This is a genomic window from Agromyces cucurbitae (genome assembly GCF_058349945.1).
Genome location: NZ_JBYRES010000004.1, coordinates 1 through 13,348, shown reverse-complemented (window position 1 = coordinate 13,348; position 13,348 = coordinate 1). Strand labels below are relative to the sequence as shown.

At 72.0% G+C, this 13,348-nt stretch carries 11 protein-coding genes; 9 read left to right on the top strand and 2 right to left on the bottom strand.

The genetic code is table 11. From position 1 onward, the window contains the following. The first annotated feature begins 3 nt into the window (after positions 1 to 3). From pheT to AC3RJ6_RS14595, 8 genes are all read left to right on the top strand, one after another. Positions 4 to 2,529: a phenylalanine--tRNA ligase subunit beta gene (pheT, locus tag AC3RJ6_RS14630; RefSeq protein ID WP_491427823.1), complete on the top strand. Its 2,526-nt coding sequence runs from the start codon at positions 4 to 6 to the stop codon at positions 2,527 to 2,529. Positions 2,530 to 2,868: 339 nt separating this feature from the next. Beyond that, positions 2,869 to 3,912 (top strand): N-acetyl-gamma-glutamyl-phosphate reductase, encoded by a 1,044-nt coding sequence (argC, locus tag AC3RJ6_RS14625; protein ID WP_491427822.1) that lies wholly within the window; start codon positions 2,869 to 2,871, stop codon positions 3,910 to 3,912. Beyond that, positions 3,909 to 5,066 (top strand): bifunctional glutamate N-acetyltransferase/amino-acid acetyltransferase ArgJ, encoded by a 1,158-nt coding sequence (gene argJ / locus AC3RJ6_RS14620; protein WP_491427821.1) that lies wholly within the window; start codon positions 3,909 to 3,911, stop codon positions 5,064 to 5,066. The genes argC and argJ overlap by 4 nt, the downstream gene beginning before the upstream one ends. A gap of 2 nt (positions 5,067 to 5,068) precedes the next feature. Further along, positions 5,069 to 6,016, top strand: a complete 948-nt coding sequence (gene argB / locus AC3RJ6_RS14615) for an acetylglutamate kinase (protein ID WP_491427820.1) — start codon at positions 5,069 to 5,071, stop codon at positions 6,014 to 6,016. Further along, positions 6,013 to 7,200, top strand: a complete 1,188-nt coding sequence (locus tag AC3RJ6_RS14610; RefSeq protein ID WP_491427819.1) for an acetylornithine transaminase — start codon at positions 6,013 to 6,015, stop codon at positions 7,198 to 7,200. The genes argB and AC3RJ6_RS14610 overlap by 4 nt, the downstream gene beginning before the upstream one ends. A 31-nt stretch (positions 7,201 to 7,231) precedes the next feature. Beyond that, a complete protein-coding gene (gene argF, locus AC3RJ6_RS14605; protein ID WP_491427817.1) occupies positions 7,232 to 8,161 on the top strand; it encodes an ornithine carbamoyltransferase in 930 nt (309 codons plus the stop codon). Further along, complete coding sequence (argH, locus tag AC3RJ6_RS14600; protein WP_491427816.1) at positions 8,161 to 9,591, top strand: argininosuccinate lyase; 1,431 nt, start codon at positions 8,161 to 8,163, stop codon at positions 9,589 to 9,591. The genes argF and argH overlap by 1 nt, the downstream gene beginning before the upstream one ends. A 2-nt stretch (positions 9,592 to 9,593) precedes the next feature. After that, positions 9,594 to 10,214, top strand: a complete 621-nt coding sequence (locus tag AC3RJ6_RS14595) for a DNA-3-methyladenine glycosylase (RefSeq protein ID WP_491428334.1) — start codon at positions 9,594 to 9,596, stop codon at positions 10,212 to 10,214. Positions 10,215 to 10,248: 34 nt separating this feature from the next. On the opposite strand, the gene AC3RJ6_RS14590 is transcribed toward AC3RJ6_RS14595, so the two are convergent. Together AC3RJ6_RS14590 and AC3RJ6_RS14585 are read right to left on the bottom strand one after the other, a co-directional pair. Continuing rightward, positions 10,249 to 10,854: a hypothetical protein gene (locus AC3RJ6_RS14590; protein ID WP_491427815.1), complete on the bottom strand. Its 606-nt coding sequence runs from the start codon at positions 10,852 to 10,854 to the stop codon at positions 10,249 to 10,251. Next, a complete protein-coding gene (locus AC3RJ6_RS14585) occupies positions 10,851 to 11,483 on the bottom strand; it encodes a DNA-binding protein (RefSeq protein WP_491427814.1) in 633 nt (210 codons plus the stop codon). Before AC3RJ6_RS14585 ends, AC3RJ6_RS14590 begins: the two co-directional genes overlap by 4 nt. A 109-nt stretch (positions 11,484 to 11,592) precedes the next feature. Between AC3RJ6_RS14585 and tyrS the strand changes: the two genes are divergently transcribed. Further along, the gene (tyrS, locus tag AC3RJ6_RS14580; protein ID WP_491427813.1) at positions 11,593 to 12,894 is read left to right on the top strand and encodes a tyrosine--tRNA ligase; all 1,302 of its coding nucleotides are present in this window, start codon (positions 11,593 to 11,595) and stop codon (positions 12,892 to 12,894) included. Positions 12,895 to 13,348 lie beyond the last annotated feature (454 nt).

Genomic DNA, 13,348 nt, shown 5'->3' with positions numbered 1-13,348 from the left:
TTCATGCGAGTACCTCTCAGCTGGCTCGCCGAGTACGTCGAGCTCGTGCCGGGCACGACGCCCGAGGACGTCCACGCCGCCCTCGTGAAGGTCGGCCTCGAAGAAGAAGACGTGCACACGTTCGAGCTCGAGGGCCCGATCGTCGTGGGCGAGGTGCTCGAGTTCGTCGAGGAGCCGCAGACGAACGGCAAGACCATTCGCTGGTGCCAGGTGCGCGTCGCACCCGACGGCGAGCGGGCGGCCGACGGCGGCGACGCCGTGCACGGCATCGTCTGCGGTGCGCGCAACTTCTTCCCGGGCGACAAGGTCGTCGTGACGCTCCCGGGGTCGGTGTTGCCCGGGCCGTTCCCGATCGCCGCGCGCAAGACCTACGGGCACGTCTCCGACGGCATGATCGCCTCCGCCCGCGAACTCGGCCTCGGCGACGACCACGACGGCATCCTGCGACTGTCGACCCTCGGCATCGACGCGCCGGTCGGCACCGACGCGATCGCGCTGCTCGGCCTCGATGACGCGGCGATCGAGATCAACGTCACGCCCGACCGCGGCTACGCGTTCTCGATCCGCGGTGTCGCCCGCGAGTACGCGCACGCCACGGGCGCCGTCTTCCGCGATCCGGTCGAGCAGACGCCCGCGACCGAGGTCTCCGGCGACGGCTTCCCGGTCGTCATCGACGACCGCGCGCCGATCCGCGGCAAGCTCGCGTCGAGCGCCTTCGCGACCCGTATCGTCCGGGGCGTCGACGCCTCGCGCCCGACGCCGGCGTGGATGGTCTCGCGACTGAAGCTCGCCGGCATCCGTTCGCTCTCCGTGCTCGTCGACATCACGAACTACGTCATGCTCGAGCTCGGCCAGCCGATCCACGGGTACGACCTCGACACGCTCCGCGGCGGCATCGTCGTGCGGCGTGCCGAGGCGGGGGAGCGGTTCACGACGCTCGACGGCAAGGAGCGCACGCTCCACGCGGAGGACATCGTCGTGACCGATGACCGCGGCCCCATCGGGCTCGCCGGCGTCATGGGCGGTGCCGAGACCGAGATGAGCGACACGACGCAGAACGTGCTCATCGAGGCCGCGCACTGGGATCCGGTGTCGATCGCCCGTACCGCGCGCCGGCACAAGCTGCCGAGCGAGGCGGCGAAGCGCTACGAGCGCGGCATCGACCCCACGATCGGGGCCGTCGCGGTCGCACGCGTCGCCCAGCTCATGGTCGACCTCGCGGGCGGCACGGCCGACGCGGGCGGGTCGCTCATCCAGACGACGACCGATCGCGAGGCGATCGAGCTGCCCGACGGCTTCGTCGCCCGCGTCATCGGGGTCGAGTACACCGACGACGAGGTGCACGACGCGCTCGCCGAGATCGGCGGCGTGCTCGAGCGCGTCGAGGGCGGCTGGTCGGTCGTCCCGCCGGCATGGCGCCCCGACCTCACGGGTCGCGAGGAGCTGGCCGAAGAGGTCGCCCGGCTCGTCGGCTACCACCGCATCCCGTCGGTGCTGCCCGTCGCGCCGCCCGGCCGCGGCCTGACCCGCTCGCAGCGCTTGCGCCGCCAGACGGCCGACGCGCTCGCCGCAGCCGGTTCGGTCGAGGTGCTCACGTTCCCGTTCGCGACCGACGACGAGAACCGCACCTTCGGCAGCGTCGACGGCTCGCCGGTCGCGTCGGTCCGCCTCGCGAACGCGCTCGACCAGTCGACGCCGTTCCTGCGCCGTTCGCTCGTGCCCGGCCTGATCGCGGCCGCCAAGCGCAACCGCTCGCGCGGGCTCGTCGACCTCGACCTCTTCGAGATCGGGCTCGTGTTCCGGCCCGAGCCCGGTCGTGCCTACGGCTCCGCCGAGCTGCCGGTCGGCGACGCCAAGCCGACCGACGAGACGCTCGCCGCACTCGATGCCGGGATCCCGCCCCAGCCGCGTCATCTGGGCGTGCTGCTCGTCGGCGATCGCGTCGCGAAGCAGCCGGGCGTCCCGGCCGAGCCCTACGGGCTGGCCGATGCGCTCGACGCTGCTCGCCGCGTGGCCCTGGCGACGGGCGCCGAGCTCGAGATCGTGCAGGGATCGCACCACGCGTTCCACCCCGGTCGCACCGCGGAACTCCGCGTCGGCGGTCGCCACGTCGGCTTCGCGGGCGAACTGCTCCCCGCGCTCGCCGAGGCGAACGATCTGCCCCGCGTGGTCGCGATCGCCGAGCTCGACCTCGACGCCGTGATCGCGGCGGCCGACCCCGCGGTCGAGGCCACGCCGATCGGCACCCTGCCTGCGGCGACGCAGGATCTCTCGCTCGTCGTCGCCGCCGACGTGCCGGCAGCCGAGGTCGCCGCCGCCGTGCGCGAGGGTGCGGGCGAGCTGCTCGAGCACCTCGAGCTCGTCGACGATTACCGGGGCCAGGGCGTCGTGGAGGGGTCGAAGAGCCTCACCTTCGCACTGCGGTTCCGCGCCGCCGACCGCACCCTGACCGCGGCCGAGGCGAGCGAGGCGAAGCTCGCCGGAGCCGCGCTCGCGGGCCAGCGCACGGGGGCCGCGATCCGCGACTAGCGGACGCGTGCGCGGCGGCCGAGGCAGCATCGCGCGCACGACGAAGGGCCGGGAAGCCGATGGCTTCCCGGCCCTTTCGCGCGTCGCGTCGCCGGTGCCGCGCTGCGGCTTCCCGTGACGTCGTGCGACGCTCGGTTTGCGAGGCGCGGCAGCGCGTCGATAGGGTCGTCGCATGTCCATCACCCGGTTCGCCGCCGCACGCCACGCGCGTGTCGAGGTCGTGCGCAGCCGACGCCGTGGCGGGCGCCGAATCTCGGCGACCCCTGCGACGGCCTGAGGGTCGGTCGCGGGGCGTCGCCGGAACATCGCCCCGACCGCACAGACCCTAAGGTGGATTCCATGACGTACTCCGTCGCCGTCTCCGGCGCGTCCGGCTATGCCGGGGGAGAGATCCTGCGCCTCCTGGCCGATCATCCCGAGCTCCAGGTCCGTACCGTGACCGCGCACTCGAACGCCGGGCAGTCGCTCGCCGCGGTGCAGCCGCACTTGCGCACCTACACGCACCTGACCCTGAAAGAGACGACGGCCGAGACCCTCGCGGGCCACGACGTCGTCTTCCTCGCCCTGCCGCACGGCGCTTCCGGCGCGATCGCGGCCGAGCTGTCGCCGGAGACCCTCGTGATCGACTGCGGCGCCGACCACCGCCTCGAGAGCGAGGCCGACTGGGCCGAGTTCTACGGCGGCGACTTCCACCCGGCGTGGGAGTACGGTGTGCCCGAGCTGCCGCGCCTCAGCGGCACCCAGCGCGACCGGCTCGCGAAGGCGAAGCGCATCGCAGCCCCCGGTTGCAACGCCTCGACGGTCGCGCTCTCGCTCGCCCCCGGCATCCGTGCGGGCGTGATCGAGGACCGCGACCTCGTCTCGGTGCTCGCCGTCGGCCCGTCCGGCGCCGGCAAGAGCCTGAAGGCTCACCTGCTCGCGGCCGAGATCCTGGGCTCGGCGAACCCGTACTCGGTGGGCGGCGTGCATCGGCACATCCCCGAGGTGCAGCAGGCGCTGCGCTGGGCGGGCGCGGCCGAGCCGACGCTCTCGTTCACCCCGGTGATCGTGCCGATGTCGCGCGGCATCCTCGCGACCTCGACGGCCCGCATCATGCCCGGCACGGATGCCTCGGCGGTTCGTGCCGCCTGGGAGGACGCGTATGCGGGCGAACGGTTCGTGCAGTTGCTGCCCGAGGGGCAGTTCCCGCGCACGGCCGACGTGCTCGGCGCCAACACCGCGCTCATGGGCCTCGCGATCGACGAACGCGCCGGCCGCGTCGTCGTGGTCACCGCGGTCGACAATCTCGTCAAGGGCACCGCGGGTGCCGCCATCCAGTCGGCGAACCTCGCGCTCGGGCTCACCGAGTCGACCGGCCTGCCCGTGAACGGAGTCGCCCCGTGACCGTCACCGCCCCAGCAGGGTTCGAAGCCGCCGGCATCGCGGCCGGCATCAAGCGCACCGGCGCCCTCGACCTCGCTCTCGTCGTCAACCGCGGACCGTCGCAGCAGGCCGCCGTCGTGTTCACCTCGAACCGCGCGCAGGCCAACCCGATCATCTGGTCGAAGGAGGTCGCGAAAGACGGCGTCGTCTCGGCGATCGTGCTGAACTCGGGCGGCGCGAACTGCTTCACGGGCCCCGAGGGCTTCCAGGTCACGCACCGCACCGCGGAGGCGGCGGCGTCGGCGCTCGGCGTCTCGGCCGGCGACGTGCTCGTCTGCTCGACCGGACTCATCGGCGACCAGCTCGACGGCGAGATCCTCGAAGAGGGCGTGCTGAGCGCCGCGAACCGGCTGTCCGCCGACGGCGCGTCGGGCGACGATGCGGCGCGCGCCATCATGACGACCGACACGAAGCCGAAGACCGTCGTGGTCGACGGCGACGGCTGGCGCATCGGCGGCATGGCCAAGGGCGCGGGCATGCTCGCGCCGGGGCTCGCCACGATGCTCGTCGTCATCACGACCGACGCCGACCTCGAGGCATCCGCCCTCGACCGCGCCCTGCGGCAGGCCACCCGGGTGAGCTTCGACCGGCTCGACTCCGACGGCTGCATGTCGACCAACGACCAGGTCACGCTGCTCGCGAGCGGCGCCTCGGGCGTCGTCGCCGACGAGGCCGCGTTCACCGCGGCGCTCACGGCGGCGTGCCTCGACCTCGCGGCGCAACTGCAGGCCGACGCCGAGGGTGCGAGCCACGACATCACCATCGAGGTGCGCGGTGCCGTCACCGAAGACGATGCCGTCGAGGTCGGGCGCTCGGTGGCGCGCAACAACCTGTTCAAGGCCGCGATCTTCGGCAACGACCCGAACTGGGGCCGCGTGCTCGCCGCGATCGGCACGACGCGCGCGCCGTTCGATCCGTACCTCGTCGACGTCTCGATGAACGGAGTGCGCGTCTGCCATGCGGGACGACCCGACCGTCCGCGCGACGAGGTCGACCTGACCCCGCGGGCCACGCACGTGCTCATCGAGCTGCACGCCGGCGAGTCCTCCGCGACGATCCTGACGAACGACCTCACGCACGACTACGTGCACGAGAACAGCGCGTACGCGAGCTGACCATGGGCGATCACGAAACGGATGCCGCGACCGACGCCGCAGAGACCGCCGAGATCGACGAGGCCGCCGCCGCGGCCGCGAAGGCACGGGTGCTCATCGAGTCGCTGCCCTGGCTGAAGCGCTTCCACGGCGAGACGATCGTCGTGAAGTTCGGCGGCAACGCCATGGTCAGCCCCGAGCTGCAGCGCGCCTTCGCGGAGGACATGGTCTACCTCCGATACGCCGGCATCAAGCCGGTCGTCGTGCACGGCGGCGGCCCGCAGATCTCGTCGATGCTCGAGCGGCTCGGCATCGAGAGCGAGTTCCGCGGCGGCTACCGGGTGACCACGCCCGAGGCGATGGACGTCGTGCGCATGGTGCTCTCGGGCCAGGTCAACCGCGAGCTCGTCTCGCTCATCAACGAGCACGGTCCCCTCGCGGCGGGGCTCTCGGGCGAGGACGCCGGACTCTTCACAGGCCGCCGGCGCGGCGCGGTGGTCGACGGCGTCGAGGTCGACCTCGGGCTCGTCGGCGACGTCATCGCGGTCGACCCCGAGGCGGTCGCGGCGCAGCTGTCGGCCGGCCGCATCCCGGTCGTGTCCTCCATCGCGCCCGACGTCGACGCGCCGGGGCAGCCGCTCAACGTGAACGCCGACTCGGCGGCGGCCGCGCTCGCCGTGGCGCTCGGGGCGGCGAAGCTCGTCATCCTCACCGACGTCGCCGGACTCTACCGCGACTGGCCGAACCGCGACTCGCTCGTCTCGATGATCGGCGTTCCCGAGCTCGAGGCCCTGCTGCCGTCGCTCGAGTCGGGCATGATCCCGAAGATGCGGGCGTGCCTCGAAGCCGTCGACGGCGGCGTCGCGAAGGCCGCGATCATCGACGGCCGGGTGCCGCACTCGATCCTGCTCGAGGTCTTCACCCAGCAGGGCATCGGCACCGAGGTGGTCCCCGCAGGAGGTGCGGCATGAACGACTGGCAGCAGCGCTTCGACACCCGCGTCATGCGGTCGATCGGCATGCCGCTCGCGAAGCTCGCGCGCGGCGAAGGGTGCCGGGTGTGGGACGACACGGGCAAGGAGTACCTCGACTTCCTCGCCGGCATCGCCGTCAACTCGCTCGGCCACGCGCACCCGGTGTTCGTCGAGGCGGTCTCGCGACAGGCCGCGACGCTCGCGCACGTGTCGAACTACTTCACGACCGAGCCCGCCCTCGAGCTCGCCGAGCGCATCACGCGGCTGGCGGGCACCGGCGACGCGGGGCGCGCCTGGTTCGGCAACTCGGGCGCCGAGGCGAACGAGGCCGCGTTCAAGCTCGCCCGCCTCAACAACTCGGGCGGCGCCAGGACGCGCGTGCTCGCCCTCGTCGACGGCTTCCACGGCCGAACGATGGGCTCGCTCGCGCTGACCGGCAAGCCGCACATGCGCGACCCGTTCGAGCCGCTCCCGGGCGGCGTCGAGCACATCCCCGCGACCGTCGAGGCGCTCGAATCGGCGATCGACGACGCCGTGGCGGCGCTCATCCTCGAGCCCATCCAGGGCGAGGCGGGCGTCGTCGAGCTGCCGCCCGGGTTCCTCGAAGCCGCGCGCGAGCTCACGCACCGTCACGGCGCGCTGCTCATCGTCGACGAGATCCAGACGGGAGCCGGTCGTACGGGCGCGTGGTTCGGGTTCCAGCACGCCGGCATCACGCCCGACGCCATCACCGTGGCGAAGGGCATCGGCGGCGGCATCCCGATCGGCGGTCTCGTCACCTTCGGCCGTGCCTCGTCACTGTTCACCAAGGGGCAGCACGGCTCGACGTTCGGCGGCAACCCCCTCGCGACCGCGGTCGCCAACGCGGTGCTCGGCGAGATCGAGCGCGCCGACCTCGTCGGCAACGCCGCCCGTCGCGGCGCCGAGCTGCGCGAGCGCATCCTCGGGATCGGTTCCCCGCTCGTCGCCGGGGTGCGGGGCCGGGGCCTCCTCGTCGGCGTCGGCCTCGACGAACCCGTCGCGGGGCGCGTCGTCGCCGCGGCGATGGACGAGGGCCTCATCGTCAACGCGGCGAACGACTCGACGATCCGCATCGCCCCGCCGCTCATCATCGGCGACGCCGAGCTCGACGAGTTCGACGTCCGCTTCGGTCGCGCGCTCGAGCGCGCGACCGCCTCCTGACCTCCTTCGCCCTCCGAACGAAACGGACCGCATGACCCGCCACTTCCTCCGCGACGACGACCTCTCGCCGGCCGAGCAGGCCGAGGTGCTCGATCTCGCCGACCGCCTCAAGGCCGACCGATACGCCGAGCGCCCGCTCGACGGACCTCAGACCGTCGCGGTCTTCTTCGACAAGACCTCGACCCGCACCCGGGTCTCGTTCTCCGTCGGCATCGCCGACCTCGGCGGCGTGCCGCTCGTCGTGAGCTCGAGCGACAGCCAGCTCGGCGCCAAGGAGTCGGTCGCCGACACCGCACGGGTGCTCGAGCGGATGGTCTCGGCGATCGTGTGGCGCACCTTCGACCACACGGGCCTCGAGGAGATGGCCGAGGGCACGACGGTGCCGGTCGTCAACGCGCTCTCCGACGACTTCCACCCCTGCCAGCTGCTCGCCGACCTGCAGACGATCCGCGAGCGGAAGGGCTCGCTCGCCGGACTGACGCTCTCGTACTTCGGCGACGGCGCGAACAACATGGCCCACTCGTACCTGCTCGCCGGCGCGACGGCGGGCATGCACGTGCGCGTCGCCGCCCCCGCGGCGTACGCGCCCCGGGCCGACATCATCGCCGATGCCGCGCGCGTCGCCGCGACCACCGGCGGATCGGTGCTCGTCACGACCGATCCCGTCGAGGCGGCGCGCGACGCCGACGTGGTCGTCACCGACACCTGGGTGTCGATGGGGCAGGAGGACGAGAAGGCCGAGCGCCTCGCGACCTTCGGCGACTATCGCGTGACCGAGGCGCTCATGGGCGAGGCCGACGCCGACGCGGTCTTCATGCACTGCCTGCCCGCCTACCGCGGGGTCGAGGTCGACGCCGCGGTGATCGACGGCCCGCAGTCGATCGTGTGGGACGAGGCGGAGAACCGGCTGCACGCGCAGAAGGCCCTGCTCAGCTGGCTGCTCGACCGGAAGGACGCATGATGACCGAGCACGGCACCAACGAGGGATCGCTCTGGGGCGCACGCTTCGCGTCGGGCCCCTCGCCCGAGCTCGCCCGGCTCTCGAAATCGACCCACTTCGACTGGCAGCTCGCCGGGTACGACCTCGCCGGCTCGCGTGCGCACGCGCGTGCGCTCGCCGCGGCCGGCTACCTCGACGCCGACGAGCTCGCGGCGATGCTCGCGGGCCTCGACACCCTCGAGGCCCGGGTGCTCTCGGGCGACCTCGTGGCCGCCGAGGGCGACGAGGACGTGCACGGCGCCCTCGAGGCCGCGCTCATCGACGTCGTCGGGCCCGAGCTCGGCGGCAAGCTGCGCGCGGGCCGCAGCCGCAACGACCAGATCGCGACCCTCGTGCGCCTGTACCTGAAAGACCATGCGGCGACCATCGGGCAGCAGCTCGTGCACCTCATCGACGCCCTCGCCGCGCAGGCCGACGCGCATCGGGGCGCGATCATGCCCGGGCGCACGCACCTGCAGCACGCGCAGCCGGTGCTGCTCGCCCACCACCTGCTCGCCCACGCGTGGGCGCTGTCGCGCGACCTCGAGCGACTCGTCGACTGGACGAAGCGCGCCGACGTGTCGCCCTACGGCGGGGGAGCGCTCGCCGGCTCGACCCTCGGGCTCGACGCCGCCGCGGTGGCGCGCGACCTCGGCCTGGCCGCTCCCGCCGAGAACTCGATCGACGGCACGGCGAGCCGCGACGTCGTCGCCGAGTTCGCGTTCGTCATGGCGCTGACCGGCATCGACCTGTCCCGCATCTCCGAGGAGATCATCCTCTGGAACACGCGCGAGTTCGGCTTCGTCACCCTCGACGACGGATTCTCGACGGGCTCGTCGATCATGCCGCAGAAGAAGAACCCCGACATCGCCGAGCTCGCCCGAGGCAAGTCGGGTCGCCTCATCGGCAACCTCACGGGCCTGCTCGCGACGCTCAAGGCGCTGCCGCTCGCGTACAACCGCGACCTCCAGGAGGACAAGGAGCCGGTCTTCGACTCGGTCGAGACGTTGGAGGTCCTGCTGCCGGCCTTCACGGGCATGGTGGCGACCCTGACGTTCCACACCGAGCGCATGGCCGAGCTCGCTCCCGCCGGGTTCTCGCTCGCGACCGACGTCGCCGAGTGGCTCGTGAAGCGGCACGTGCCGTTCCGCGACGCCCACGAGATCACCGGGGCGCTCGTGCGCTACGCCGAGCAGCACGGGGTCGGCCTCGACGGCGTCGACGACGCCGCGCTCGCCGCGATCTCGCCCCATCTCGCGCCCGAGGTGCGCGAGGTGCTGACGATCGAGGGGTCGGTGGCGAGCCGAGACGGCGTCGGCGGCACGGCGCCGCAGCGGGTCGCCGAGCAGTTCGCCCGGCTCGCTGAGCGGGTGCGGCAGCTGATGGCGGGCCTCCCGGAGGCGTCGAACTGAGGCTGCTGGTCGCTCCCGAGCGGGCGTTCTTCGAACAGGATCCGGTGCGGCTCGCGCCGCTCCTGCTCGGGGCGGTGCTCTCGTACCGTGCGCCCGACGGCGAGGTGGCGATCCGGCTCTCGGAGGTCGAGGCGTATCGAGGCGTGGGGGAGGACCCCGGCTCGCACGCCTTCCGGGGCCGCACTCCGCGCAACGCGGTGATGTTCGGGGAGCCGGCGCACCTCTACGCCTACTTCAGCTACGGCATGCACGTGTGCCTCAACGTGGTCGCACGTGCCGCGGGGACCTCGTCGGCGGTGCTCCTGCGCGGCGCCACGGTCGTCGACGGTCTCGAGCTCGCCCGGCGTCGCCGGCCCGGGGTGCGCGACCGCGATCTCGCGCGGGGACCGGGACGCCTCTCGAAGGCGCTCGGCGTGCCGCTCGCGGCGGACGGCGGCGATCTGCTGGCTCCGCCGTTCGGGCTCCGCGTGCCGGCGAATCCGCTGCACCACGCGAGCGGCCCGCGGACGGGCGTCAACGGCATCGGTGGCGGCGCCGCCTACCCCTGGCGGTTCTGGCTGCCCGGCGACGAGGGCGTCTCGCCCTACCGCCGGCATGCGGGGGCCGTCGACCCCACCTCATGAGGCCGGATGCGTCGGCCGAGGCATCCGGGCCGGTTCAGTTGATGGCGAGGTGCACGACGAGCGCGGCGGCGCAGGCCCAGATGAGGCTCGCGAAGGTTCCGATGATGAACCGCTCGCGCGCCTCGGGCGCCTCGAGCTCCGTGAACCGGCCGACGCCCTTCACCGCGACGACGATGGCCAGCGCCTCGGGGAAGCCCGCGACGATCGCCCCGGCCGAGGCGATCCGCTCGAGCACTCCGATCGTGAGGCCGCCGCGCAGCACCTCGCGCCGCCGTTCGGGCGCCTGCACGCCGGGCGCCGCATTCGGGTCGACCCGGCGGTCGGTGACGATGATGCCGCCGTGCAGCCCTGGCGCGACCGCGCCTCCCATCGCGAGGTCGAGTGCGGTGCCGGCCGCCGCGCTGCCGCCGAAGGCCGCGGTCGCGAGTCCGAGGACCACGACGATCGGTGCGAGGCCGAACGGCGCGGCGGCGCTCGTCGCGGCGGCTGCGGCGAGCGCGATGCCGAGGGTGCCGGTCGCGAACCAGACGTAGGCGCGGTTCGGCCGGATCGATGCGAGCACCGACAGCACGGTCGCGGCGGCGAGGGAGATGAGCAGGGCCGACCAGGTGATCGCGTCGGCGATGACGATGAGGTTCATGCGCGGGCTTCCGTCGAGGCGTCCAGATGCTCAAGCAGCCTAGCGAGCGCGGGGACCGCGTCGAGCTCTGCGCGGATGTTCGCCGACTTCATGCGCGAGCTGATCGCCGGGGCGCTCACGCCGAGCTCATCGGCGATGTCGGTCTGCCGTGCGCCTCCGACGATGCGGTCGTAGACCTCCCAGCCCTGGTCGGAGCGGCGTTCGCGCAGCAGCAGGGCGAGCGTGAAGAGCGCCTCGACGTCGGCGGCGGAGAGCCCGTCGAGGGCGCCGTCGTGGCCGTCGGCACCGGCCTCGACGGCGAGGCGCGGCGAGCTCTTCTTGGCGCGCTCGACCGCGTCCCGCGCGGCGAAGAACGCTTCACCGCTCGCTTCCCGGATGTCGTCGGGAAGGGGCTCGTGGACGGGGCCGCAACCGATGCCGACGCTCCAGTTGCCGTCGCGGGTGAGCTCGAAGACGACGTCGACGACGGTACGGCCGTCACGCGTGAGCAGCTGGATCTCGTCGCCGGCGTTGCGGGCGACGGGCAGCACGAGCGCATCGCCGTGCGCGGCCTGGATTCGGTCGCGCGCGGCACCCGCGAGGTCGGCTCGGGTTCGACTCGCGACCTGGTCGGCGGTGACGACGATCATCTCGACTCCTTCAGGCGCTATCATTTACTCGATCAGAGATAAGCATACAGCACTAACTGTGCTCTGCTTAGCGATGCAGCCTGTTTCGCGGCGCTGATACTCTGGCGTGGTGTCAGACCCCGTGATCCTCTCCACCCAGCAGAACGACGCCGCTTTCGAAGACGTCTGGGAAGAGCTCGTCTGGCGCGGCCACGTGCACGTGTCGACCGACCGGGCCGCGCTGAAAGAGCTCCTCGCGGGCGAGCCGATCACGTATTACTGCGGGTTCGACCCCACCGCGCCGAGCCTGCACCTCGGCAATCTCGTGCAGCTCATCGTCATGCGACGGCTCCAGCTCGCCGGCCACCGGCCGTTGGGGCTCGTCGGCGGCTCGACCGGCCTCATCGGCGACCCGCGCCCGACCGCCGAGCGCACGCTCAACACGAAGGAGACCGTGGCCGAGTGGGTCGGCCGCCTGCAGGGGCAGGTCTCGCGGTTCCTCTCGGCCGAGGGCGACAACCCGGTGCGTCTCGTCAACAACCTCGACTGGACGGCGGAGCTCAGCGCGATCGACTTCCTGCGCGACATCGGCAAGCACTACCGCGTCGGCACGATGCTGAAGAAGGACGCGGTCGCTTCGCGCCTCAACTCCGACGCCGGTATCAGCTACACCGAGTTCAGCTACCAGCTCCTCCAGGGCTACGACTACCTCGAGCTGTTCCGCCAGTACGACTGCGTGCTGCAGACCGGTGGCAGCGACCAGTGGGGCAACCTCACGAGCGGCACCGACCTCATCCACCGGGTCGAGGGGCGCAGCGTCCACGCGATCGGCACGCCGCTCGTCACGAACGCGGACGGCACCAAGTTCGGCAAGAGCGAGGGCAACGCGATCTGGCTCGACGCCGACATGTGCAGCCCCTACCGCTTCTACCAGTTCTGGCTCAACACCGACGACGCCGACGTGATCGCGCGGCTCAAGGTGTTCTCGTTCCTGAGCCGCTCGCGCATCGAGGAGCTCGAGGCGGCGGTCGCCGACGAGCCGTTCCGGCGCGAGGCCCAGCGCGTGCTCGCCTCCGAGGTCACCACCCTGGTGCACGGGGCGGATGCCACGGCCGCGGTCATCGCGGCCTCGCAGGCGCTCTTCGGCCAGGGCGACCTGGCCGCGCTCGACGCCGCGACGCTCGAGTCGGCGCTGCGCGAACTGCCCAACACGACGACGTCGCCCGACGCACCCATCGCGCAAGTGCTCGCCGATACGGGACTCGTCGCGAGCGCCAGCGAGGGCCGGCGCGCCATCGCCCAGGGCGGCGTCTCGCTCGACAACGTGCGGGTCGATGACGAGAAGGCGACCCTTGCCGACTTCGTCGCGCCGGGCGCGATGGCGGTGCTCCGCCGTGGCAAGAAGACCCTCGCCGGCGTCTTCGTCGAGTGATCCGACCGGTGTCGTCGAACGGCCCTGCATCGCACGAGCGATGCGGGGCCGTTCTCGTTTCCACCGGGTGGTCGCCGCCTGCTCGGACGACCGGCTGTCGTCCGAGCGGAAATCCGCGGAAACACGCGCGACACGCCCGGGATGCACCGTCGAGTTGCATGGGTGCCCGGATCTCCGTAAAGTATTCATTCGTTGCCCCACAGGAGCGGAGAGCGGGAAGGCCGAGAGGCCACGCAGACCCTCCTCAAGCGGCACGAAGATTCCAAGCCTCGAAGATGTCTTTTCATCGGCTTGAAGCATTCGGATGCGTCCTTCGGGATGACCGGGTGGAAACAACGAACAAGCCCCGAGTGATCGGTCCTGATCGGATCGTGAAGCGGGTGCGTCCGTTCCTTGAGAACTCAACAGCGTGCACTATGTTCAATGCCAATTTTTTGAACCCCGACTCACTCTT